Annotated in this window: 14 protein-coding genes, 1 tRNA gene and 1 pseudogene; 15 read left to right on the top strand and 1 reads right to left on the bottom strand. The window is 63.0% G+C overall.

The features are described 5' to 3' along the window. Window positions 1-6: 6 nt before the first annotated feature. From ACD578_RS09030 to ACD578_RS08960, 15 genes and pseudogenes are all read left to right on the top strand, one after another. Window positions 7-981, top strand: a complete 975-nt coding sequence (locus tag ACD578_RS09030) for a PDR/VanB family oxidoreductase (protein ID WP_404292437.1) — start codon at window positions 7-9, stop codon at window positions 979-981. Next, window positions 981-1736 (top strand): GntR family transcriptional regulator, encoded by a 756-nt coding sequence (locus ACD578_RS09025; RefSeq protein ID WP_404292435.1) that lies wholly within the window; start codon window positions 981-983, stop codon window positions 1734-1736. The genes ACD578_RS09030 and ACD578_RS09025 overlap by 1 nt, the downstream gene beginning before the upstream one ends. Before the next feature lie 38 nt (window positions 1737-1774). Further along, window positions 1775-2937: pseudogene (locus tag ACD578_RS09020) on the top strand (ABC transporter substrate-binding protein). Window positions 2938-2997: 60 nt separating this feature from the next. Further along, window positions 2998-3852, top strand: coding sequence for a branched-chain amino acid ABC transporter permease (locus tag ACD578_RS09015; protein WP_404292433.1), 855 nt, complete (start codon window positions 2998-3000; stop codon window positions 3850-3852). A gap of 19 nt (window positions 3853-3871) precedes the next feature. Then, entirely contained in the window at window positions 3872-4909 is a 1038-nt protein-coding gene (locus tag ACD578_RS09010) for a branched-chain amino acid ABC transporter permease (protein ID WP_404292432.1), read from the top strand. 1 nt (window position 4910) lies between these two features. After that, complete coding sequence (locus ACD578_RS09005; RefSeq protein WP_152710160.1) at window positions 4911-5663, top strand: ABC transporter ATP-binding protein; 753 nt, start codon at window positions 4911-4913, stop codon at window positions 5661-5663. After that, window positions 5656-6390: an ABC transporter ATP-binding protein gene (locus ACD578_RS09000; RefSeq protein ID WP_404292430.1), complete on the top strand. Its 735-nt coding sequence runs from the start codon at window positions 5656-5658 to the stop codon at window positions 6388-6390. Before ACD578_RS09005 ends, ACD578_RS09000 begins: the two co-directional genes overlap by 8 nt. Window positions 6391-6414: 24 nt before the next feature. Further along, a complete protein-coding gene (locus ACD578_RS08995; protein ID WP_404292428.1) occupies window positions 6415-7548 on the top strand; it encodes a 5-methyltetrahydropteroyltriglutamate--homocysteine S-methyltransferase in 1134 nt (377 codons plus the stop codon). A gap of 65 nt (window positions 7549-7613) precedes the next feature. Beyond that, the gene (locus tag ACD578_RS08990; RefSeq protein WP_404293760.1) at window positions 7614-8576 is read left to right on the top strand and encodes a catechol 2,3-dioxygenase; all 963 of its coding nucleotides are present in this window, start codon (window positions 7614-7616) and stop codon (window positions 8574-8576) included. A 456-nt stretch (window positions 8577-9032) separates the two neighbouring features. Next, window positions 9033-10697, top strand: coding sequence for a peptidase domain-containing ABC transporter (locus tag ACD578_RS08985; protein ID WP_404292426.1), 1665 nt, complete (start codon window positions 9033-9035; stop codon window positions 10695-10697). Next, the gene (locus ACD578_RS08980) at window positions 10694-12880 is read left to right on the top strand and encodes a peptidase domain-containing ABC transporter (RefSeq protein ID WP_404292424.1); all 2187 of its coding nucleotides are present in this window, start codon (window positions 10694-10696) and stop codon (window positions 12878-12880) included. The genes ACD578_RS08985 and ACD578_RS08980 overlap by 4 nt, the downstream gene beginning before the upstream one ends. Window positions 12881-13417: 537 nt before the next feature. Continuing rightward, on the top strand, window positions 13418-14323 hold the full coding sequence (locus ACD578_RS08975) for an HlyD family type I secretion periplasmic adaptor subunit (protein WP_404292422.1): 906 nt from the start codon (window positions 13418-13420) through the stop codon (window positions 14321-14323). Window positions 14324-14331: 8 nt separating this feature from the next. Further along, the gene (locus ACD578_RS08970) at window positions 14332-15393 is read left to right on the top strand and encodes a hypothetical protein (protein WP_404292420.1); all 1062 of its coding nucleotides are present in this window, start codon (window positions 14332-14334) and stop codon (window positions 15391-15393) included. A gap of 101 nt (window positions 15394-15494) precedes the next feature. Then, window positions 15495-22826, top strand: a complete 7332-nt coding sequence (locus ACD578_RS08965) for a hypothetical protein (protein ID WP_404292418.1) — start codon at window positions 15495-15497, stop codon at window positions 22824-22826. Window positions 22827-22941: 115 nt separating this feature from the next. Then, window positions 22942-23031 (top strand) — tRNA-Ser (locus ACD578_RS08960). A 1050-nt stretch (window positions 23032-24081) separates the two neighbouring features. Here the strand turns inward: ACD578_RS08960 and ACD578_RS08955 are convergent. Next, the gene (locus ACD578_RS08955) at window positions 24082-25971 is read right to left on the bottom strand and encodes a putative Ig domain-containing protein (RefSeq protein WP_404292416.1); all 1890 of its coding nucleotides are present in this window, start codon (window positions 25969-25971) and stop codon (window positions 24082-24084) included. Between the last annotated feature and the right edge of the window lie 117 nt (window positions 25972-26088).

The raw sequence follows: 26088 nt of genomic DNA, 5'->3' as shown, positions 1-26088 counted from the left end.
CCGACGATGGCCGAGCAACTCGACTGGCGGGCCGCGAAGCTGCTTCGGACACGGGATCTCACTCCCGACATCCGGCTCTTCGAGATCGAGCCTTCGGGAGACTTCGTCGTCCCGAAGCCCGGCAGCCATATTAACGTAACGGTGCAGATCGGCGAACGGCCCGACGTGCGATCCTATTCCATCGTCGGACCGTGCACGGACGGCATCTACCGGCTTGCGGTGAAGCTCCTCGGCGACAGCCGGGGCGGCTCCGCCTATATGTGGAGCCTGAAGCCGGGAGCCCAACTCACCATCTCGACTCCGGGCAATCATTTCGACCTCGGCCGGGGTCGGCCGGAATATCTCCTGCTCGCCGGGGGGATCGGCATCACGCCGATCTACACCATGGCGATTGCGCTCGCCGACATCCATGCCAATTTCCGGATGCTCTATGCCTGCCGTCGCAGAGAGGATGCCGCTCTCGCCGACGAGCTGCGCGAGCGCATCGGCGACCGGCTGCAGATGTTCGTCGACGAGGATGGTGGCAGGGTGGATCTCGATTCCGAGATCGCTCGGCTGGCGCCCGGCGGCGAGCTTTATGTCTGTGGCCCCATCGGCTTGCTGGAAGCCGCGAAGCGCGTATGGCAGCAGAGCGGCCGTCCGGTCGATCAGTTGCGGTTCGAGACCTTCGGCAACAGTGGCCGCTTCGCCTCTCAGCCCTTCAAGGTCAAAATTCCCCGCCTCAACCTCGTGGTCGACGTTCCGCAGAACCAGACCATGCTCGATGCCCTCGAGACCGCAGGTGTCGGGATGATCTCCGATTGCCGGCGCGGCGAGTGCGGTTTGTGTGCGCTCCACATCCTGGAGGTCGACGGCATCGTCGACCATCGCGACGTGTTCTTCAGCGACGAGGAAAAGGCTGCCAATACCAAACTCTGCACCTGCGTCTCGCGGGTCGCTGGCGGCAGCATCACCATCGACACCGCGGATCGGGCAGCCTGATGAGCATGGACAAAGCCAGCGACCGCTCGCTCTCTCAGACCGTGAAGGCGCAGCTTGCTCTGCGCGAGCTCGTTCTTCGTGGGGCGTTGAACCCTGGCGAGCGGGTGTCCGAACTGCAGATGGTCGAGCGGCTCGGCGTCTCTCGAACCCCGGTTCGCATGGCCCTCGTCCGGCTTGAGGAAGAGGGTCTGCTGGAGGCCATCCCGTCCGGCGGATTTTCCGTGAAGGCTTTCTCGGAAAAGGAGGTCTTCGTTTCCATCGAAATTCGCGGAACCCTCGAGGGCCTTGCCGTGCGCCTTGCTGCCGAGCATGGCGCCAGCCGTTCCGCGCTTCTCCATGCCGCTGAATGTCTCGATGAAATCGATGAGGTCATCCGCCGTGAGATGCTTGAGATCGACCTCTCGCAATATGTCGAACTGAACGCCCGGTTCCACCGCATCCTGATCGATATGGCCGACTCTCCGCCCCTGGCGCGGCAGCTCGAACGGGCCAGTGCCCTGCCTTTTGCTTCAGCGAGTGCCCTGGTTCCCGTTCAGTCCCGCTCGCCGGAGCTGCATCATATTCTGACCGTGGCCCAGGATCAGCATCGCTGCGTCCTGAGCGCCATCGAACGGCGGGAGGGGAGCCGGGCCGAGGCGATCATGCGCGAGCATGCGCGCATTGCCCATCGTAATCTGGAAAGAGCGCTTACAAACCAGAGGGACATGGACCTTGTGCCGGGTTCTGCGCTCATCAAACGGCGCATCCGCGCTTAAGGTGAATGGCTAAAAAGCCAAAGAGGGAGTGAGGAAATATGTTGAGACGCACATTCCTAGGGGCTGCGGCCGTGTTGGCCCTGACCGGGGCGGCATCGGCTCAGGAGACGGTAAAGATCGGCCTGATCCTGCCGATGACGGGTCCGTTCGCGTCGACGGGGCGCCAGATCGAGGCGGCCGCGAAGCTCTACATGCAGCAGAAAGGCGACACGGTCGCCGGCAAGAAGATCCAGCTCATCGTCAAGGATGACACCGGCACGGCGGACGTGACCAAGCGCCTGGCACAGGAACTGATCGTCAACGACAAGATCGCCGTGATGGCAGGCTTTGGCCTGACGCCTCTAGCTCTTGCCCCGGCGCCGCTCGCCACCCAGGCGAAGGTGCCGGCTGTGGTGATGGCCGCGGCTACGGCAACGATCACCGAGGCTTCCCCTATATTGTGCGCACCAGCTTCACCCTGCCGCAAGCCACGGTGCCGATGGCCGAATGGGCTGCACAGAACGGCATCAAGAAGGTCGCGACGCTCGTATCCGATTATGGACCGGGCATCGATGCCGAGAAGGCCTTCACCTCAGCCTTCACGGCGAAGGGCGGGCAGGTGGAGAACCTGCGGGTGCCGCTTGCGAACCCCGACTTCTCGCCCTTCCTGCAGAAGGTGGCGGATGCCAAGCCGGACGCCCTGTTTGTGTTCGTGCCTTCCGGCATCGGTGCCCAGTTCATGAAGCAGTTCGTCGAGCGCGGTCTCGACAAGAGCGGCATCAAGCTGATCGGCCCCGGCGACGTGACGGATGACGATCTGCTCAACAACATGGGCGATGTGGCGCTCGGGGCGATCACGACCCAACACTATTCCGCCGCTCATGACAGCCCGGAGAACAAGGCGTTCGTCGAGGCCTTCAAGAAGGCCAACAACGGGATGCGGCCGAACTTCATGGCAGTCGGCGGCTATGACGGCATGCACCTGATCTACGAGGGCCTGAAGAAGACCAACGGCGCCGGCGGTCAGGCGTTGATCGACGCCATGAAGGGAATGAGCTGGACCAGCCCGCGCGGTCCGGTGTCCATCGACCCGCAGACCCGCGACATCATCCAGAACATCTATGTGCGCAAGGTCGAGCGCAAGGACGGCGAGCTCTACAATGTGGAGTTTGCCACCATCCCGAACGTCAAGGATCCGGTGAAAGCCGCAAAGTCCAACTGACAACCATGAGACAAGCGCCGCCAGGAGGTGGCGCTTGTCTCGCGTTTCCTGGAGAGAACGGTGCTGACCATCCTCTTTGACGGTATCGCCTACGGCATGCTGCTGTTCGTGCTGGCCTGCGGGCTTGCCGTAACGCTCGGGCTCATGAACTTCGTCAACCTGGCTCACGGCGCCTTCGCCATGGCCGGTGGCTATGTGACGGCCGTTCTGATGAACCGCTATGGCGTACCGTTCCTCCTGACCCTCCCGCTAGCCTTCCTCGTGCCGGCTCTTGCAGGGCTTGTGCTCGAGCGGACGCTCTACAAGCGGCTTTATACGCGCAGCCATCTCGATCAGGTGTTGTTCTCGATCGGCCTGGTATTCATGGCCGTGGCTGCGGTCGATTACGCCATGGGATCGCAGCAACAGATGATTCAGATCCCGACCTGGCTTCAAGGGCGTGTCGAGATTTTCGGTATCCAGGTCGGCCTGTATCGAAGCTTCATCATCGCCGTGTGCGGCGTTCTCGTGGTCGCCCTGCAATTCATCCTCACCCAAACCCGGTTCGGCAGCCGTCTAAGGGCCGCGGTGGACGATCCGCGTGTTGCCCGCGGGCTCGGCATCAATGTCAGCGTGATCTTCGCCGCCACCTTCGCGGTCGGCTCCGGCCTGGCGGGCCTGGGTGGAGCCTTGGGTGCGGAAATTCTGGGGCTCGATCCCACATTCCCGCTCAAGTTCATGATCTACTTCCTGATCGTCGTCACCGTCGGCGGTACCACCAGCATCACCGGCCCCTTCCTGGCCTCCCTGCTCCTTGGAATCGCCGATGTGGCCGGTAAGTACTACGTGCCGAGCCTGGGTGCCTTCGTCATCTACACACTCATGATCGTCGTTCTCGTTCTTCGCCCACAGGGGCTGTTCGCCCGTGCGCGCTGAGCCGATAGGAAACAAGCCGATGCAGTCCAATACTGCCGATAAAGTCAGGTCGGCACTGAGCAGAAGGGGGCGATGGGGCCTGGGCGAGATCGCCTTCTGGCTCGTGGCGGCCGCGACCGTGTTCTTCCTGCCCGAGCGCCATCTCATTCTGAACGAGATCGCGATCATCGGTCTGTTCGCCCTGTCTCTGGACCTGATCCTCGGCTATGCCGGCATCGTGTCCCTGGGACATGCCGCCTTCTTTGGTCTGGGCGCCTATGCGGCCGGCATTCTCGCCAGGAACGGCGTGGGCGATCCTCTTGTCGGCTTGGGCGTTGCGGCAATTGCTGCGGCAATCCTTGGATTCGCCACCAGCTTCCTCGTCCTGCGCGGCTCGGACCTGACGAAGCTGATGGTGACGCTGGGCGTTGCCCTCGTCCTCGGTGAACTGGCCAATAAGATGTCCTGGCTGACCGGCGGGGCCGACGGCCTTCAGGGCATCAGCATGGGGCCGATCCTCGGCCTGTTTGAGTTCGATATCTTCGGGACAGTCGCCTACACCTACAGCCTCGTGGTGACGTTCGTCCTCTTCGTTCTCGCGCGCAGGATCGTCGTGTCGCCCTATGGCCTGTCGCTGCGCTCAATCCGCGACAATCCCCTGCGCGCCCGCGCAGTGGGTATTCCGGTCAACCGCCGCCTCGTGACGATCTATACGCTGGCGGCGGCCTATGCAGGCGTCGCCGGCGCCTTGCTGGCGCAGACGACGCAGTTCGTCTCCCTCGACGTGCTTGCCTTCCACCGTTCTGCCGACGTGATGCTGGTTCTTGTGATCGGGGGCGTCGGCTATCTCTATGGCGGGCTCATCGGCGCCGTTGTCTTCAAGGTGCTGCAGGATGTCCTTTCGGCCTGGACGCCGCAATACTGGCAGTTCTGGATCGGACTCATCCTGGTTCTCATCGTCCTAGCTGGCCGCGAGCGGCTGACGGATCGGATCAGGGCCTTGTGGCCGCGGTCGAGACGCAGCCTGGCGGCGGATAGCCCGCAACCCTTGCCGACAACGACAGCCCGGGAGGTCTGATATGGCGGCCGCTCTTGAAACAAAGGGCCTGATCAAGCGCTTCGGCGGCCTTGTGGCCACGGACAACGTGTCGTTCAAGTTGGAGCAGGGTGCCCGCCATGCTCTCATCGGACCGAACGGCGCCGGCAAGACCACGTTCATCAATCTCCTCACGGGCGTGCTCACGCCGACATCCGGGCAGATCCTGCTGGAAGGCGAGGACATCACGCGCCTGCGGCCCGAGTTGCGGGTCCAGCGCGGTCTCGCCCGCACGTTCCAGATCAACCAGCTCTTTCCGGCGATGACGCCCCTCGAGACCCTGGGCCTTGCCGTGTCGGAGCGGCTTGGAGGAGGGCGCGACTGGTGGCGCGTGATCGGCAGCAAGCGTGAGATCGTCGACGAAATCGTCGAGATCGCCCAGCGCTTCCGCCTCACCGATGTCTTGGATGAGCGCACCTCGAACCTCGCCTATGGCAAGCAGCGCCTTCTGGAGATCGCCGTTGCCTTTGCATGCCGGCCTCGCGTGCTGCTCCTCGACGAGCCGGCAGCCGGCGTGCCGGAGGCCGAGCGTCACGAACTGCTTGCCACGGTGGCGGCCCTGCCGCGGGATGTTTCGGTCCTCCTGATCGAACATGACATGGATCTGGTCTTCAGCTTTGCCGACCGGATCTCGGTTCTGGTCAATGGCGCGCTGTTTACCGAAGGCAGTGTCGAGGAGGTCTCGACCGATCCCAGGGTCCGGGCCGTCTATCTCGGGGAGAGCGTCGATGAGTGATCTTCTGAAGCTCAGCCAAGTCTCCGCAGGTTATGGCGAGGCGGTCGTGATCTCGAAGATCGACCTCTCCCTCAAGCTTGGAGAATCCCTCGCGGTGCTCGGCCGCAACGGGACCGGCAAGACGACCCTGCTCAACACGATCATCGGCGTGACCCGCCAACGCGGCGGCACCATCATGCTCGATGGTCAGGACGTCACGACGACGCGCCCCGACAAGCGGGCGCATGCCGGCATCGGCTGGGTGCCGCAGGAGCGCAACATCTTCAAGTCGCTGACCGTGGAGGAAAACCTCACCGCCGTCGCACGTCCAGGGGCGTGGAACGTGAGCCGGGTCTACGAGATGTTTCCGCGCCTGAAGGAACGCCGTTCCAATCTCGGCAACCAGCTCTCCGGCGGAGAGCAGCAGATGCTGGCCATCGCCCGCGCGCTCGTGCTCAATCCCAAGCTCATGCTGCTGGACGAGCCGACGGAGGGACTGGCGCCCATCATCATCGAAGAGCTGCTGGCAGCTCTGAAGCGCATCATCCGCGGGGAGGGCATGTCGGCCATCGTCGTGGAGCAGCACGCTCAGAAGATCCTGGGCGTGACCGACAACGCTGTCATTCTCGACCGCGGCACGATCGTTCACGCCGGTTCGAGCCGGTCCCTCATCGAGGATCCGGCAGCTCTTGAGCAGCATCTTGGTGTCACCGCCAAGAAAAAGCCTGCGCGCGCGGCCGCGCATTAGAACAACCTAACGAGAGGAATAGCCATGCAACGCACCAAACCGCCTTTCCGCGCCGATATGGTCGGCAGCCTGCTCCGGACCGCCGCCTTGAAGGAGGCGCGCCACAAGCATCATGATGGCGAAATCTCGGATGAGGCCTTGAAGGAGATCGAGGATCGCGAGATCCGGGCTCTGATCAAGCGCCAGGAGGAGATCGGCCTGCAGGCGGTGACGGATGGCGAGTTCCGCCGCGCCTTCTGGCATTTCGACTTCCTGGAACATCTCGATGGCGTCACCTCCGTCGAGGCCGATTCCGGCATGAACTTCAAGGGCGGTGTCGGCATTGCGAAAGCTCTGCGGGTCACCGGCAGGGTCGGCTTCTCCGGCCATCATCCGATGATCGACCATTTCCGCTTCGTAAAGGACAACACGGATCGCGTGGCGAAGATGACCATTCCGGGTCCGAGCATGCTTCACTACCGCGGCGGGCGGAAGATGATGAACATGGGCGTTTATCCGGACATGGGCGACTTTTATGCCGATGTCGGCAAGGCCTACAACAAGGCCGTTCACGCCTTCTACGACGCCGGCTGCCGCTACCTTCAGCTCGACGACATCTCGTTCGCCTATCTCTGCGACCCCGAACAACGCGAGATGCTGCGCCAGCGCGGCGACGATCCGGAGAAGCAGCCCGAGATCTATGCCGGCATGGTGCGCGAGGCGCTCAAGGACAAGCCGGACGATCTGACGATCACCATGCATCTGTGCCGCGGCAACTTCCGATCGACCTTCATCGCGTCCGGCGGATACGAGCCGGTCGCGGAGGTTCTCTTCAACCGCATGCCGGTCGATGGCTACTTCATGGAATGGGATACGGACCGTGCCGGAGGCTTCGAGCCCCTGCGCTTCCTGCCGAAGGGCAAGTCCGTCGTACTGGGCCTTGTAACCTCCAAGACGGGCATTCTCGAGAAGAAGGACGACATCAAGCGCCGGATTGACGAGGCCAGCAAATACGTCGATCTCGACCAGCTCTGCCTCTCGCCTCAATGCGGCTTTGCCTCCACGGAGGAGGGCAACACGCTTGCCGAGGACGAGCAGTGGGCCAAGCTGCGCATGATCGTCGAGATCGCCGAAGAGGTGTGGGGCAGCCCCGGCTCCGGAGCCAAAAAGGCAGCTTGATCGGGTAGGCGAGGGAGCTCCTTCGGGTTCCCTCGCAACCATTGTTGCGCGCGAGAGACATCATGATGCAAGACGAACCGGTGCTCGACCTGGCCCATCTTGGCCACCTTGAGCTGCTCACGCCGAAGCCGGACGAGAGCCTGCGCTTTTTCATCGATGTGCTCGGCATGACGGAGAGCGGCCGGCAGGGCGACTCGGTCTATCTCCGCGGCTGGGACGATTACGAGCGCCATTCGCTCAAGCTCACTGCGTCGAAGAAGCCGGGCATGGGCCACATGGCGTTCCGCGCGCGCAGCCAGCAGGCGTTGGAGCGTCGGGTGGCTGCCCTGAAAGGGTCCGACCACGATATCGGCTGGACTGATGGCGATCTTGGCCACGGCCCGGCCTTCCTGTGCCGCGATCCGGACGGGCACGTCGTCGAGCTGTACTACGAGACCGAGTGGTATCAGGCTCCGCCGGAGCTGAAGCCAGCCTTGAAGAACCAGGCCCAGCGTTTTCCGGCTCGGGGCGTCAATGTCCGACGGCTCGATCACCTGAATTGTCTTGCCTCGGATATTCGGGCCAACCGGATCTTCTATGAGCAGTATCTCGGATGCCGACTGACCGAGCAGATTGTCCTCAATGACGGTACTGAAGCCGGCATGTGGATGGCGCTGACCAACAAGAGCTACGACTTCGCCTTTACCCGCGACCATACTGGAGCCAAGGGCCGGTTCCACCACCTGACCTACGCCCTCGATAGCCGCGAGGATGTCTTAAGAGCGGCAGACATCTTTCTGGAAGCTGGGGTGCCCATCGAATCCGGCCCGCACAAGCACGCGGTTCAGCAGACCTTCTTCCTGTATGTCTACGAGCCCGGCGGCAACCGGGTCGAGGTGTGCAACGCCGGCGCCCGCCTCATCCTCGCACCGGACTGGAAGCCGATCGTATGGACGGAGGAGGAGCGCAAGAAGGGACAGGCCTGGGGCATGAAGACGGTCGAGTCGTTCCACACCTACGGAACGCCTCCCGTCGATCTTGATGATTAAGATCATCCATTGCGAAAACCCGGCAGACCTTCCGAAAGGTGAGGGGACTGACTCTCACCCTGATCGGGCGTTCGAGAATAGGTCGGAGCCATCGGCAAGGGGAACCTGAGGGACGTTAGGAAGATTTGATTTCAAATTTCCGTAACGTCTCTGAATGAGCGTTCAGCAACGCAAATATCGACCAGTATTAACTTTACCAAAACATTAACGGCATGTCGGGCATGACATTGCGTTGACTTATAAGAAAATATTTCCGAATTCTAGTGTAGCAATACGCTGATACTCATGGCGGGTTGGGCTCTCACTGAGCTGAGAACGGTCCAAAGGCATGATGCCGCCCCGCCATACCGGTGAGAGCCCGGTATATTCCACCAAAGATATCGTCAGTATTTTCTCGGCCGAAAGGCCATTGGTAGCATTATGGATCGGTCCGCCGTCTCTTCCGGGGCGCCCTCGATGGCGTCCTCCGGCCCCTGGCTGACACGCCCGTTCAGAGGTCTGATCGGCCGCTTCGGGATCGCGTTCCTGATCCCGGTGCTCGAGGCGACCCTGCTCATCACTCTGCTGGCCCTGGCTCTTCCAGTTGCGCTGCTCCAGGTCTACGACCGGATCCTGCCGAACAAGGCCGTCGGCACCCTCGCGGTGCTCGCCACGACGGTGGCCTTCGCCGTTCTGCTGGAAGCGCTGTTGCGCCATGTGCGCGGTCGGGTGCTCGCCCGGGTTGCGGCAACGTCCGAGGCGCAGGCGCATCGTCAGGCCATGCAGTGCCTGCTGAACGCTCCTCTGTCGGAGCTGGAGGCGCATGGCAACGGCTATTACGCCGAGCGCCTCTCCGCCATCGGCACCCTGCGCGAGGCATGGTCTGGCCCGGCGCTTCAGGCGATGCTCGACCTGCCTTTCGCGCTGCTCTACCTCATCGGCATCTGGTACCTGGCCGGTCCGCTCGTCCTGGTGCCTCTGACGCTTCTGGCGGGTGTTGGACTCCTGGCTGCTTTGACAGGGCATCGCGTGCGCCACGCCGCCCATAACCTCGCTATGGCCGAGGAGCGCCGCTTCAACTTTCTCTTCGATACCCTGAGCTGCATCCATTCCATGAAGGTGCTGGGCGCCGAGCCCTTGCTCGAGCGGCGCTACGAGCGTTTGCAGATCGGCTCTGCCCAACTGCGCCGGAAGTTGTCGCACACGATCTCGATGGGGCAGGAGGGCGGCATGCTGCTGGCCCAGGTTGCCACCGTCGGCGTGGCGGCCTTCGGCTGCCATATGGTGCTGAACGGGCATCTCAGCGTCGGCGGCCTCGGCGCCTGCACGATGCTGGTCGGTCGCACCATGCAGCCGCTCCTCGGCGGCGTTGCCCTGTGGTCGCGCCTGCAATCGCTCAAGGAGAGCAAGAGACGCGTCGCGGAGATTGGCGCCCTTCCGCAGGAGCGCAGCCCCGACCGGCCGTCGTTGCAGATATCGGCGGGGCACGTCTTTCTGCAGGATGTCCGCTTCCGCAACCCTCGCTATTCCGACTGGCTGTTCGACGGTCTCAATCTGGAAGCGCAGCCCGGCGAGATCGTCGGCATCACGGGTTCCAACGGGTCCGGCCGTTCGGCTCTGCTGCGCCTGATCGCAGGCGACCTGAGGGCGACGAGCGGTCGCGTTCATATCGATGGACAGGATCTCGCCGAGGTCGATGTCGGGCCGGCGCGCCGGCTGGTCGCACTGGTGCCGCCCGATCCCGCGCTGGTCCGTGGCACACTGCTGCAGAACCTGACCATGCACCAGCCGCAGCGGGAGGGCCTGGCCCTCCGTCTGGCAACGGAACTGGGATTGGATCAGGTTGCCAGTGCTCTGCCGGGCGGCTGGCATACCCAGGTCGGTGTGGCCGCCACGCCGTTGCCGCGCGGTGCAGCCCAACGCATCGGCGTCGTTCGTGCACTCGTGGAAGAGCCGCGCATCCTGCTCCTCGACGACATTACATCGCAGATCGACGGCGACAGCGATGCCCGCCTTGCCCGCCTGCTGGCGGATCTGCGGGGCAGGGTGACGGTGGTCATCGTCACGCACCGGCCCTCCACCTTGAACATCGCCGACAGGGTCTATGCGATCCGGGACAGCCGGTTGGAGCGCGTGTCATGAGCCCGATAAGAGAAGACCGCTCGCGCGCGCCGCTGGAACTGTCGGACGATCTGCTGGCTCCCTCCGATCTCGCCCGCTGCCTCTCCACCATGCTCTGGCTGATGGAATGGCCCGGCAGTGCGGACGATCTTCTGTCGGCTCTCCCGCACGTCAAACCGGACATCGACCTGACCGATGTGCGGAACACCCTTGCCATCCTCGGTTATCCGACCCGGATGGAGCGCCTGTCGCGGGGCACCTTGGATCCGAGGCGTCTGCCTGCCATCCTGCTCCCGGCGGGCGATGCGGCGGCGATCGTCTATCGCGATGAAGAGGGGCAGGTCCTGCTCCTCGACGGTGCGACCGGCGAGGTTGAGCCCTGTGATCCCGATGCGCTACGGGGCACATTGATGCTCGTCATCGATACGGACGCCGGGGCCCCGCGTCAGAGTTGGTTCAGCGGCATTGCACGACGCTTCCGCGGCGATCTGCCCGCCCTGCTCGGCGTCAGCGGTCTGATGGCGGTGCTTGGTCTCGCCGTACCCGTGTTCACCATGACGGTGTTTGATACCGTGATCGCGGGCTACAGCCCGGAAACCTTGCCGATGCTCGTTGCGGGCGCAGCGGCCGCCATCCTTCTCGAGGTTGCCTTCCGCGCCATCCGGCAACGCGCTCTGCTGAGCATTGCCGAGCGGCTCGACCGCCTCGTGCCGAGCGCCGTCTTTACGCAGCTCATGTCACTGCCGACTGCGCTGGTGGAGCGGGCCGGAACGGCCTCCCAGGTGTCGCGCCTGCGGGATTTCGCAGCAATCCGCGAGTTCCTCACGGGCAGTTTCGCCGTCGCTCTGCTCGACATGCCTTTCACCCTGCTGGTGATCGTCCTGATGTTGGTGCTGGGAGGCTGGATCGCGCTCGTGCCGGTGGGCACGGCTGTTGGTTTCATCATCCTGTTCCTGATCTCCCGCGGACCGATGCGACTAGCGATCGAGCAGGCCGCCCGCGCCAACCAGATGAGGGAAGCGCTGGCAGTGGAAGCGCTCGAAACCGTCCGGACCCTCAAGCTCGTTGGAGCGGAGGAACGCTGGATCGACCGCTATTCCTCTGCAGCCGCTGCGGCCGCCGTATCCTCGGCGCGGGTCAGCACGCTCGCCGGTTCGGTGCTTGCCACGAGCCAGGCGCTGGTCACCCTGTCGGGGCTGGCCGCCGTGGTCATGGGGGTGCTTTCGGTTCTGGCAGGCGCCATGACGGCCGGCGCGTTGATCGCCGGCATGATGCTGATCTGGCGCATTCTCGGCCCCATGCAGACCTGCTTCGTCATGCTCTCCCGTTGGGAACAGACCCAGGCCTCCATCCGCCAGGTCGATGGGCTGATGGCTCTGGAGACCGAGCGGCCTCCGCCGCTCGAGGCGCGCATGGCGCCGCCGGAGCAGGGCGCCATCGTGTTCCAGCGCGTGACCCTGCGCTATCTCCCGCAATCCGAGCCGGTCCTGGCCGGAGCCAGCTTCGCCATCCAGCCGGGGCAGGTCGTAGCGGTGACGGGTGCCGAAGGCAGCGGCAAGTCGACTCTGCTGCTGCTGATCGCCGGTCTCTACAGGCCACAGGGCGGTTTGGTGCGGATCGACAGCCACGACGTGCGTTCCTTCAACCCTGCCGTGCTCCGTCGCAGCATCGGCTGGGTGCCGCAATCGCCGGGGCTTCTGTACGGCACCGTGGCGCAGAACCTGCGTCTCGCCCGCCCCAGTGCCTCCGACGCGGAGTTGCGCGCAGCGGCTGAGGAGGCCGGCGTGCTCGAGGCTATCGAGTCCCTGCCGCAGGGCTTCGACACCCGTGTCGGCGACAATCAGAGTGGCCGGCTGCCGCGCAGCATCCTGCAGCGCATCGCTCTCACCGGTGCCTTGTTGCGCGACGCGCCGATCCTGCTGCTCGACGAACCGGTCGCCGGGCTCGACGACGCCTGCGCGAAGGCCTTCACCGACGTCATCGCGTCGCGCCGCGGCCGCTGCACCATCCTCATGGCAACGCACCGGCCGAGCCATATCCGGCTGGCGGATCGCGTCCTGCGCCTGCGCGATGGGCAGGTGGAAGAACTCGACCAGCAGACGGCTCCCGGCGGGCCCCGTCCCACAAGAGCTCCCATCGGCCCGTCGCTGGCGAATGCCGCCTTCGCGAACCTGTCCGCTGCCAACAGCTCGAAAGTTGCATGATGAGCAAGACCGCAACATCTCTCGCCAACGGCGAAATCCAGCCTCCGAGCGTCGAGCGGCGCTCCTTGCCGCGTGCCAGCCGTCAGCCGCGTCCCGACGGTCATGTGCTGGCGCTCGAAGAGCTCCGCGTCAGCGGTCTGGAGCGAGCCGTGGTGCTCGGCACCGGGCTCCTCGTTGCCGCGGGCCTTACCTGGGCGGCCCTGGCCCATGTACCGGAGGTCGCAGTCAGCGTGGGCGAGATCACTCCGACGGCCGCGCCCGCGCCCGTTCAGCATCTCGAGGGCGGAATCGTCGCCGAGGTGCTTGTGGACGAAGGCGAGGCGGTCGAGGCGGGGCAGCCTCTGCTGCGTATGAATGATGCTGTGGCGCAATCCGAGCTGTCGCAGGCGCGTCACCGGCTCGAGTCCCTGCAGTTGCAGGCGCAACGCCTTGCGGCGGCCGCGGATGGCAATGTCCTTGCCATGGATACGCGCAGCCGCCAGGGACCGGCGGCTGGGATGGTCGCCCATGCCGGCGGGGAGGCGCAGACCGTCCCCCTTGACGTCGGGTCTCTTTGTCGAGCCGCAGCGCGCCGCATTGAACGCGCGCCTGCGGGCTCTGGCCGATCGCGTGTCGGTTCTGCAGGAGCAGGTGGCGCAGCGACGCGGCGATCTGGCGACGATGGCGGGGCAGATCGCCGCGGTGCAGGAGCAGATGGAGCTGCATTCCAAGGAACTCGGGATTCGCGAGGAACTCGCCCGCAACGGCCTGACGACCCGCCTTTCGGTGCTGGAAGCGCAGCGGCTTTCCATGAGTGCGAAGGCCGAGCATGAGCGGTTGACCGGACAGCGCGCCACAGCGCAACGCAGTTTGGCCGAGGCTGAAGCCCGCGTCGTCGAGGCGCAGTCCGCCGCGGTGGACGAGGCCCGTCAGGAAGCGGCGCGCGTTGCGTTGGACATTGCCGAGACGACGGAAGTCGTCCGCAAGCTGGAAGACCGTGCCGAGCGCATCATGCTGCGCGCGCCCATCGGCGGCGTCGTGCGCGGGCTGGCGGTCCATCGATCCGGTACCGTCCTGCCGCCCGGCGGGCTGGTCGCCGAGATCATGCCGCAGGACACGCAACTCGTGGCCGACGTCCGGCTGATGCCGCGCGACATCGGTTTCATCGAGGTCGGTCAGCCGGTGCACGTGAAGGTCCAGGCCTTCGACTATGCCCGCTTCGGTTCCGTCGAGGGCCAGGTGGAGCGCGTTTCGGCGGGCACCTTCCTCGACGAGCAGCGGCAGCCGCATTACCGCGCGCGCATCGCTCTTAAGCAGCAGCATGTCGGCCACGATCCGCGTCGCGCGCAGATCGTCGCTGGCATGACTGTCCAGGCCGACATCACCACGGGCACCAAGACGGTGCTGCAGTACCTGCTGAAGCCGATCTATTCGGCCATGGCGGCATCCTTCCACGAACGCTGAGCGCACCCATGACCCAGCAACCCGACCTGACCATTCCATTCGACGCCAGCGTCGTCGATGAGGAAGCCCTGCGCGCCCTGCGTGCCGTGCAGCGCACGGTTCCCGTAGGCGACGGCGGCGCCAGCGGCAATCTTGTCGGGGGAACGGAGGCGGTTGCGGCCTTCGGCATGGTGCCGGGAGCACCATCCGGAGGAGGCTCGGGTGGATCGCATGGCGTCATGCCTCTTACCACAGAGCCAACGCAGCGTCCGGCGGACGCGCCATTGGACGTGCTGGACGCACCGGCTCAAGCAGGCACGTCGATGGCACTCGATGCCCCGTTGCCTGAGCCGTCTACCCTGGTTTCATCGGCTGCAACACACACCCTCGCACCGCCGAGGATCGCAACGGCCCGCGGTTCGTCGGGCTATACTTCGCCTGTACCGGGCTCTCCGATCGCCCCGGAATCGGACCAGGCCATGACGCAGGTCCCGTCGCCGGATGAGCAGGATACGACTACGCGACCTACGACGGACGAGCCGGCGCCGGAAGAGCCGCGCGACATCGCGGCTTCTCCTCCGCTTGTGCAGGTCACCGACGCAAAAGGGAGGGAGGATCAGTCGGTTGCTCTCGACCTCTCGGCGATCCTGACCGATACCGACAACTCGGAGCTGCTGTCGGTCAAGATCTTCGGCGTTCCCGAAGGCGCCTCTCTGACGCACGGCACACGCCAGTCCGATGGCAGCTGGAGCGTGTCTCCCGCGGACCTGCCTCATCTGGCGCTCATCCCACCTCCGAACTTCTCGGGTACCTTCAGCCTCAAACTGCACGCGACGTCGCACGAGTTGAACGGCGCGACGGCTATCGTCGAAGCGTCCTTCCAGGTGCAGGTGCATGCGGTGGCTGATACGCCCGGCGTGATGGTCGCCGATGCCTATGGCCAGGAGGACATGCCGGTGAGCCTTGCCGGCCTCGGCGGTGCACTGCGTGATACGGATGGCTCTGAGAGCCTCAGCTTCGTGCTCAGCGGTGTTCCGGCCGGAGCCACACTCAGTGCCGGCACGGCGCTTGGTGGGGGCGCTGGGCCCTGACGCCTGCACAACTCGAAGGTCTGACCCTGACCCCGCCGCCACAGGCATCCGGACAATTCACCCTTACGCTCACGGCCGTCGCGACCGAGAGCGAGCCGGGCGTGCCAAGCGCCCGTTCCTCCGCCACGTTCACGGTGAGTCTCGATCCGGTCGTGGATGCCGGCTCTGTCGGCGGCATGAGTGAGGGATCGGAAGATACGACGATCCTGCTCCGGCCCACCTTTGCGACTCCGGATGCGGACGGCTCGGAGACATGGTCGGAGTTCACCCAGGTCGCCGGCCTGCCGCCGGGTGCTGCGCTCAACCGTGGCAGCGAAGTCTCGCCTGGTGTTTGGCAGGTATCGACTGCCGATCTGCGCGCTGGACTCGTAACGATCCGACCGGCCGAGCACAGCGATGAGGATTTCACCCTTACCCTTACAACGATGCTGACCGACAGTGCGAATGGCACGAGCGTCAGCCGGGTGGTGACGGGAACCCATACGGTCGCCGTCGCCGCCGTTGCCGATGCTCCCGCGGTGTCGGCGGCCGATGTGTCCGGAGATGAGGATCAGCCGATCCCGCTCGATCTTTCGGCCGCGCTCGTCGACGACGACGGATCGGAAATCCTGTCGGTGAGCATCCTCGGCGTGCCGGTTGGCGCATCCCTCTCGCACGGGACTCGGCAACCTGACGGCAGTTGGGAGGTGTCTGCCGCCGATCTGACCCATCTTTCCATCACGCCGCCATCGGACTTCTCCGGAACGATCAACCTGACGCTTCAGGCGACCGCCCGCGAGAGCTCGAACGGCTCGACGGCGACGCGGAGCGCCAACTTCCAGGTACAGGTCGACAACGTGTCCGATGCCCCCGTGGTCAACACGGATGATGCTTCCGGTTGGGAGGACAAGTCGATTGCCTTGAGCCTCTCCGCGGCCCTGACCGATACGGACGGTTCGGAAGTCCTGTCGGTGAGCATCCTTGGGGTCCCGGCGGGCGCGTCGCTGTCGCACGGCTCTCGTGCCGCCGACGGCAGCTGGCAGGTCAACTTGGCCGATCTGGCCGATCTTTCCATCCTGCCCCCGAAGAACTATTCTGGCCCGATCGACCTGACCCTGCGCGCGACCGCGCTGAGCACGAACGGTGCGATAGCGACGACCGATTCACCATTCCAGGTCCACGTCGAGGCGATCGCCGACACTCCCGACGTGAGCGTGCACGATGCGGCCACGAAAGAGGATCGGCCGATTGCGCTCGACCTCTCGGCAGCCCTGACCGATACCGACAACTCGGAGGTTCTCTCGGTCGTGATCGAGGGACTGCCGGCCGGTTCACGTCTTTCCGCCGGCATCGACAATGGCGATGGCAGCTGGACGCTGACGCCTTCCCAGCTTTCCGGACTGACCCTGACGCCGCCGGTCGACTGGAGCGGCACCATGGCATTGACCCTGGTGGCGCAGGCGCGGGAAACCTCCAACGGATCGTCCGAGATCGTCCGCGCCCCGTTCAAGGTCGACGTGGAGGCGGTTGCCGATGCACCGCAGATCACAGCACATGACGTTGGCGGATTTGAGGATACGTCGATTCCGCTCGGCCTCTCGGCGACGCTGAAGGACCAGGACGGTTCGGAGGTGCTGTCGGTCGTCATCTTCGGTGTGCCTGCCGGCGCATCGCTGTCCCACGGCACCCGCCAGGCGGACGGCAGCTGGAGCGTGTCTCCTGCCGACGTTCCGCGCTTGGCGCTCACTCCAGTCCATGATTTTTCCGGTCCCCTGAACCTGCGCATCGAGGCGACCTCCAAGGAGCGCAGCGGCGATACGGCGATCAGCACGGTCGACTTCCGCGTGCAGGTCGGCGCAGTTGCCGATACCCCTGACGTCAAGGTGGCGAACTTCTCCGGTCGCGAGGACGAGCCTGTTACCCTCACGGGTTTGGGTGGGGCCCTGCACGACATCGACGGTTCGGAGAGCCTGAGCTTCCTGCTCACCGTGCCTTCGGGTGCAACGCTCAATGCCGGCATCAAACAGGGGGACGGCCGCTGGCTTCTCACGCCGGCCCAGCTCGAAGGCCTGGTCCTCACACCGCCGGCGAACATTTCCGGCACAATCAATCTGACGCTGACGGCCGTTGCGACGGAGAGCGATCCCAGGGCGGCGAAGGCTCTGAACTCGGCCAACTTCACCGTGAATCTCGATCCGGTGCTGGATCACGGCACCATCAGCGGCTCCGTCAGGGGCAACGAGGATACGTGGATCAAGCTTACTCCGAATTTCGATACGCCCGACAAGGACGGATCGGAAAAGTGGTCCGACGTCACGCAGATTTCCGGTGTCCCTTCGGGCGCCACGCTCAGCGGAGGAACGCTGGTGGGCGGAGTCTGGACGGTTTCCACCGCGGATCTCCGAGCGGGCTTGGTACAGATCAAACCGCCGGAGAACAGCGACACCGATTTTACCCTGACGTTTACTGCAACCCTAAATGACACCGGCAACGGGAAGACGGTCAGCCAGGATGTGACGGGCACTTACGACGTCAAGGTTAAAGCTGTGACCGATGCGCCGAACGTGAGCGCAACGGACGTGTCCGGGAAGGAAGATCAGGAGATTGCACTCAACCTCTCGGCCTCGCTGGTCGATACGGATGGATCGGAAACCCTGACCGTCAGGATCTACGGCGTGCCAAGCGGGGCGTCCCTGACGAAGGGTACATTCCAGTCGGACGGTTCCTGGCTCGTAGACGCAAAGGATCTTTCGAGTCTATCTCTGAAGCCGCCGGCGGATTTCTCAGGCACGCTGGATCTAAAGATAGAAGCGACGGCTAAAGAAACGTCGACCGGAAAAACGGAAGTGCGAGAAGTGCCGTTCCAAGTCACGGTCGATGCGGTGGCCGATGCGCCGGGACTGCGCGTTGCTCCGGCGGTGGGCGAGGAGGACACGGCCATTCCGCTGAACATGGCGGCTTGGACCACCGATCGGGACGGTTCGGAAACAATCGTCGCGTTCCGGATCACGGGCATTCCGGCTGGAGCGGTGGTGCGGGCCGGCGGCGTGGAACTGACCATCGTCGACGGGAGCGTGTCGGTCGATCCCGCTCGGGTGAACAGTGTGACCATCACGCCTCCTGCGCATTCGGACGAAGACTTCAGCGTAAAAGTGTCCGCCATCTCGGTGGAGCCCAATGGCAGCCGAGCCGAAAGCGAGCCGCGGGACATTTCAGTCACGGTGCGGGCCGTCGCCGATGCTCCCGTCATGGATGTTACCCGAGCCAGCGGTTTCGAAGACAGCCCGATCGCTCTCAATCTCACGGCTACCCTGCCGGATAACGATGGATCCGAGACGCTCAGTTTCGTGATCAGGGGAGTGCCGGATGACGCCCTCCTATCCCACGGTACCTACCGCGGCCCGGGAGTTTGGTCCCTGACGGCTGAGGAGGCCAAGCTGGTGACGCTGCTGCCACCGGCCAACTTTTCGGGGACCATCAACCTGTCCGTCACTGCGATCTCGCAGGAGGAGCGGGGAGGCGATCAGGCAACGACTCCCGTCAACTTCCCCGTCGAGGTGAAGGCGGTTGTGGATGTTCCTGCCGTCGGCGGTCTCGACGGGACCTCGGGAAACTGGGGAACCATGCGAGGGACAGAGGATCAGGCTATCGCGCTGCATCTTAATCCCGGTCTCAGGGACAGCGACAACTCGGAAAAGGTAGTCGGTGACATTCTCATCAGCGGGATCCCCGACGGCGCCGTCCTGCGCCTAGCAGATAAAACTGTTGTCAGCGCCGATGGGAACGGGTTCTACAAGATCTCCGCTCGCGACATGGCCGGCGTGACCTTGACCATGCCCCACGACAGCGACAGGGCTGCCACCCTGCATGTCACAATGACGATCGAGGATAGCGGCGGCGTACAGGCCACGATCGGCGGGCAGATGTTGGTGGATCCGACCGGCGATGCCGATACGCCCGTGCTGACCTTCTCAGCGGCGAATGGCACAGGTCACAACAGCATCAACCCGGATGAGGGTCGGATTCCGCTCCACATCACCGCCGTCCCTGGCGACACCGATGGCTCCGAAACGCTGTACATTTGGATTCGGGATGTGCCGGACGGAGCAACCCTCTCGGCCGGCATTCCGGCCGGTGACAAATTATGGCTCGTTCCCGTCGAGGCTCTGCCGACACTCTCCATCCGTCCACCTGCCGGATTCACCGGGAGCTTCAACCTGACCGTGACGGCTGTCGGTGTCGAGCGAGAGGGTGACAAATCCGAGGCGAGCGAAGTGGTCCCGGTGACGGTCACGGCGCCTGCCGGTGGAGGTGGAGGCACCGGTGGCGACGGATCGGGCACAGTACCCGTCAGCCCGCCTGTCGCACAGGCACCCGACCTGAAAATCGAGGACGCAAGAACCGACGAGGATCGCAGCATCGCATTGTCCATCAAAGCCGGAATCCAGGACTCGGATGGCGGCAGGGAAACACTCGGCATCCGCATCGAAGGCGTTCCCGCAGGCGCAAATTTGTCGGCCGGTGTGAAAGATCCGATGACCGGGGCGTGGGTTCTGCGACCCGACCAGCTGGATAACCTGAGCCTGACTCCTCCGTCAGATTTCTCCGGCACGATCAAACTGGAAGTCATCGCAATTTCGACGGAAGCCACGGGCAGCAAGACGACCACGAAGACCGCGCTGAATGTGGAGGTCGCTGCGGTCGCCGATGATGCCGTCATCAGCGCGAACCCGCCAACCGGCGTAGAGGATACGGCGGTTCCGCTCAATCTCTCCGTTACCACAGGAGATAGTGACAAGAGCGAAACCGTCACGTCAGTCGTCATCTCCGGTCTGCCGGCAGGCTCTCGTCTCGAGGGTGACGGCATCCTAAATGTTGGTGACGGAAAGTGGTCGATCGATCCGGCGAACGTCGCGAGCTTGCGCTTCGTGCCGCCTTCGAACGCATATGGAACTTTCGTTCTGAAGGTCGATGCGACAACCCGGGAAACGAGCAACGGCGACACGCAGGAGACGAGCCGGACGATTGCCGTCTCGATCACGCCGTCTGCGGACGCCCCGACAGTGACCGTGCATGACGCGATCGGTCAGGAGGACGGGACGATCACGCTCGACCTCTCTGCATCTCTGATCGACACCGACGGCTCAGAAGTTCTCTCGCTGGTAATCCAAGGTCTGCCTGAAGGTGCTCGCCTGTCCAAAGGCATCAATAACGGCGACGGCAGCTGGACGCTCACGCCTTCGCAACTCTCCGGTTTGACCATAACGCCGCCCGCCGATTGGAGCGGGACCATGAATCTGACCGTGCAGGCCCATGCGCGCGAGACGTCAAACGGCTCGGTGGCGACTACCCATGCCACGTTCCAGGTGAAGGTGGATGCTGCGGCCGACACACCCGTCGTGAGCGCCCGTGATGCATCCGGTCTGGAGGACCAGCCGATTGCCCTGAATCTCTCAGCAGCCCTGACCGACCGGGACGGCTCCGAAACGCTGTCAGTGGTCATTTCGAATATGCCGGCCGGGGCCACCCTCAACCATGGCACGCGTCAGGCGGATGGAACCTGGATCGTGTCTCCATCCGACCTGCCACACCTTGCCGTTACCCCGCCGCAGAACTTCTCGGGCACATTTGCTCTCACCGTGAGTGCCATCACTCAAGAAAGCGCCGGAGGGACCGCCACGAGCGAAGCGACCTTCCGGGTCCAGGTCGATGCCGTGGCGGACGCACCGGATGTAACGGTGGTCAATTTCTCCGGCAACGAGGACACGACGATCAGCCTCACAGGCTTGGGTGGCGCTTTGCGGGACACCGATGGATCGGAGAGCCTGAGCTTCGTGCTCAGCGGACTGCCGGTCGGCGCGAGCCTCAATGCGGGTACGAAGCAGGCCGACGGCAGCTGGCTTCTCACACCGGCGCAGCTCAACGGGCTGACCTTCACGCCACCGCCGCAGGTGTCGGGCTCCTTTACCGTCACGCTCACCGGCATCTCCGCCGAGAGCGCAGGGGGACCGACCGCCCATACCGCGGTCGATTTCACAGTAAATCTCAACCCGGTGGCGGATGCCGGTACGATCAATGGCGCGAGTCGGGGGGACGAGGACACTCCGATTCCGCTCAATCCGACTTTCACGCTCCAGGACAACGACGGGTCCGAGACTTGGTCCGAATTTACGCAGGTGTCGGGCCTTCCGACAGGTGCCAGCCTGAGTCTCGGTTCGGAGCTCAGGCCCGGTACTTGGCAGGTCTCGACCGCCGACCTGCGTGCGGGTCTCGTGTCGATCCGGCTCGCAGATCACAGCGATGCCGATTTCAGCCTGACCCTGAAAGCAACCATCACGGATACAGGCAATGGCATCACCGTGAGCCAGGAAGTGACCGGCTCCCATACGGTGACCGTGAACGCGGTTGCCGATGCGCCGGTGGTGACCGCAGCCAGTGCAGTGGGGCAGGAGGATCACACGATCCCGCTGAACCTGTCCGCAGCACTTGTCGATACCGATGGATCCGAGACGCTGTCTGTCAGCATTCTCGGGATTCCGGGCAACTTCAAGCTCTCCCACGGCGAGGCAATCGGCAATGGCGAGTGGAGGGTGCCTGCGAGCAATCTGGCCGGTCTCCAGCTCATCCCTGCCGAGGATTGGAACGGCGCTCTCCATCTGACCATTCAGGCCACCAGCACTGAAGCCACCGGTCAGACCGCAACGAAGACGATGCCTTTCACGGTGACCATCGACGCTGTGAACGACGCACCGGAAGTGCTGCTGACGGCACCGGCCCATGCGGGAGCCGGGGCACATCAGGCGGATGCGATCGGTTCGGCACAGGTCCAGGATATTGACAGTCCGCAGCTCAGCGGCGCGACCATCACCTTGTCGGGGGCGCAGCCCAGCGACCGTCTCGACTTCGACGGCTACGCCCTCCACAGCGAGAACGGGCGCATGATGGTCGGCGATACCGGGATCGAGGTGGTGGGCGGCGGATATGCCATCGGTACCGGCACCCTGACCCTGAGTGGCAATGCCAATCCTGCGACGTATGCAGCCGTACTGCAATCTCTGGTTCTGGAGAGTGGAGACGCGTCCGGTCTCACTGCCGGATCACGCAGCATCGCCGTGACATTGCGTGACAGCGACGGGGCAGCCTCGATATCCAAGACTGTCGAAGTCGTCGTGGACGATCCTCCGCCCGCCCAAGCGGAGGCTCACGGCCTCATGGCCGCTGCGGATGTCGGAACCACCCAGGACTTGTCCGGTTCCGACATTCTTCTGCTGATGGCGGACGGCGCAACCGACCCGAGCCACGGGGCTGCGGGCGCATGGACGGAGCAAATCGACGCCAGTGATGCATCGACGACGGTGTCGCACGCATCCGTGAACCTCGACCAGCCTGCCTCCGACCACATTCAACCCATCGACGACTTCCAGATCGATACCGCGCGGTCCCATTGGTCGTGAGGATGCTTTGGGCGAAAGGAGGCCTTCCGCCTGATGAAGCGGACCGTTTGAGTTGACGGATCCGGGGCGGCGGTCTTAGAGAGGGCATAGAGCCGGAGCGATTTTCTCCGCTTCTGGAGGGGTGGCCGAGTGGTTTAAGGCAGCGGTCTTGAAAACCGCCGTGGGTGCAAGCCCACCGTGGGTTCGAATCCCACCCCCTCCGCCACCTTGTTTCATATTGGCTTAAGCATCTGAAAAGGCTGAGTTTTTACTGACGAGTCTTAAGTCGATCCACTCAGGTTTTCCACTCATGTCTGCCACGCAGTAAGCTAGATTTCCCTTGGTGCTGCTGACCTATAGAATCACCATCTCTGGCTAGATCAGTGACTTCGTAACTCCAAGCACCAGCGTCACGATCAACACAAGTGCCCCAACCCCGAGCCATCCTGAGGCACTTGCCTCGATCAAGCCGGCGATTTTGACAGCGATCTCAGGGGGCTTCTCAGCCATTTCTAGGCCTCTCACCGTTATGTCCTTCTATGGCAGGAACTGGTGAGAGGGGTCACGGTGGCAGATCCTCTGGAGTCTGTCCCCCTAATCCACAGGACAGCGTCTCCCCCTCGTTTCGACTGTTCAGTGGAAAGCTACTGCCCATTCCGTCACGTGACGGAAAACCTGAGCCACAACCCACAAGGCCACAACAGGAATCCATGTGCTCTAGCACTAGCACCTAGGGCAGCTTAGCCATACAGTCCCCTCGTCGATAGTCTGGGGGACTAATATGCTTACTCGCTTTGCTTTGCTGACCTCTATTGCTGTGATCACGGGCGGATGCTCAATGACTTTACCCGTTACTGGGCTCGTTGAGGGAACAGGAGAATCCTTCACGGGAAGCGCAACAGGGTACGCCGATGGCGGTGGAACGCTGGAAATCAGTTCCGCCAAGACGACCTGTAAAGGCAACTTCGTCTACACGACCGGCCGCCAAGGGAAGGGCACGTTCACATGTGCTGATGGCCGAGTAGGGCCATTTGAGTTCGTCTCGACGGGAACCCGTGGAACTGGCACAGGAGACTTCGGAGGGCACCGCTTCCTGTTCACCTTCGGATAAAGGCGGGACGGAAGGGCGACACCCCAAAAACAAACGCCCCAGCCGAGGAGGGGGCTATTCCTCGGCTAGGGCGCTGTGGTGCCTGAGCGCACCGCCTCGGGCAGATACGCAACGCGCCCGTGGCTCCTGGGTAAAATGGTCTAGGTTAACGACTGGTTCCGTCGCTTATAGGATGAAGAAGTCCTTCTGGATCATCTTCAAGCCCTTCGAAATGGAAGCAATCTGGATAGCCGCTTTTGATCCTGTCCCATCGGCATCATAGTAAACGGCACCCTTCGAACTATCGTAGATGATCCGATCACTCTTATCGTGGGCGGCTGCACCCTTATGGAACGCATCCGATGAGAGCCACCCAGCCTTACCCACTTTCGAGAAGGCGATCCGACTAAGCTGGATCACATCGTCCTTAACTGAGAAGTCCTGCACCTTATCGATATTGGACTTGGAAGGTTTCGTATCGAACACGAAAGCATCGCGTCCCTTGCCTCCGGTGAGATTGTCCCTGCCAATGCCGCCGAAGAGCATGTCGTCGCCGGCGCCTCCAGACAGCGTGTCATTTCCGCCCTGACCATAGAGATAATCATTTCCACTTCCACCTGACAGGTTGTCAGTCCCGACCCCTCCTGAGATCCGATCAAAGCCCGCGGTTCCTGAAACTCGCTCGCTCCATGTATCAGCTACGGAAATCTGGATCGCTTGATCGAAGGTAGCGCCCTGCCCATCGGTCGCCCGAACAACAATCGTGTGGCTGGACGCCTGCTCGTAATCCAGAAGGTGGCCATTCGCGACATACACGGTGTTGCCGATGAGCTTGAAGCGCCCCCCGGCATCATCGATCAAGGTTAGCGTTGGGGTGATATCCTCTGGGTCATGGACATTCAAATAGCCTACGTAATCCCCGTCGAAACTGTTCTCAGTGGCAAATCCCCAGGGCATTTCGATTTTTGACGGGGCGTCGTTGATGCCATTCACTAGGACCGTGAGAGTTGTCGATACAGTCTGCTGACCGTTCGTTGCCGCAACCTTGAGATAGACTGAGCCAGTAAAGTCTCGCGGAGGGGCTCCCCAAAATGTCTGGGTGGCAGGGTCGAAATTGATCCAATCTGGAAGTGGGGTCCCATCGCCCGACACTACACTGAACCGAATATGGGAACCTTCTTCCGAGAAAGTCCCAGCGGGAACCCTGAAGGAAAATGGAGTGTCCTCCGTGATCTGCTGCCACGGAAGTGGGTGGGTCACCTCCATAATGGTGTCGCGAGTGACCTTGCGATCTAAGAATCGGATAGCTTCGACACTGTTGAGGATGTCAGTTCCATCGCGACCGAAGACCAAGTCAGAGACCGTTATGGTGCCGTCCAGATTTTCAAAGATCCGGTATTCGGCCCGTTGCCCACTGAATAAGGCTGAGTCTGTCCCGACACCTCCGAAAATGAGGTCGTCACCGGCACCGCCAGTCAGAGTATCATCTCCGCTGTCGCCCCGAAGATCGTCGTTGTCGGTCCCACCATACAATTGATCAGCGCCATCACCCCCAAGAATCAGATCGGCACCAGCATCACCAAAGAGCCTGTCGTTACCTCCAAGGCCACTGATGGTGTCGTTCCCTAGGTAGCCATGCAGGGCGTCCAAGGTAGCGGTTCCGGTTAGATTGTCGCTTCCATTCGTTGGGCGGTATCCACCCCCGATAATTTCGAAGCTGGTCAGTATCCCAAGCGCCGACAACTCGGGAGGAGTGTAAGTGTAGGAATTGCCCGCGTTATCCCGAACAACGACCTCTCGAATTTCGAATGTTCCCAAGGCATTCCACTGGGAGACAGGGTAGGTATAGGTCGATTGACCATCGGCCCAGCTATCGCTGGAACCGAATAACCCGATCAGACTATAACTGCCGAGGCTGGTGATTAGAGGCCGATCCAGCCAGATCAGTACCTCATTGATGCCAGACTCGCCGTCGAACGCTGTTGCAGTCCAAGAGGAAGGCCGATCTCCTAAGCTGACGTCATACAGGGCCGGGAAAGTTAATGATGTCAGAATTGGTTTCGTTGTGTCAGCCATGAAGCACCTATGTTGGTGCGACTAATATCCTAACAGACCTGAGTGCACCACCTCCCAAGAAGTATTGTGACACTCTGCCATTGATGGCTGAAGGGCGGGCGAACGAGGGCTCCTAAG

Origin of the sequence: Microvirga sp. RSM25 (assembly GCF_044784385.1) — a bacterium.
Lineage (GTDB): Bacteria > Pseudomonadota > Alphaproteobacteria > Rhizobiales > Beijerinckiaceae > Microvirga > Microvirga tunisiensis.
This window is presented reverse-complemented; position numbering and strand designations above follow the sequence as displayed.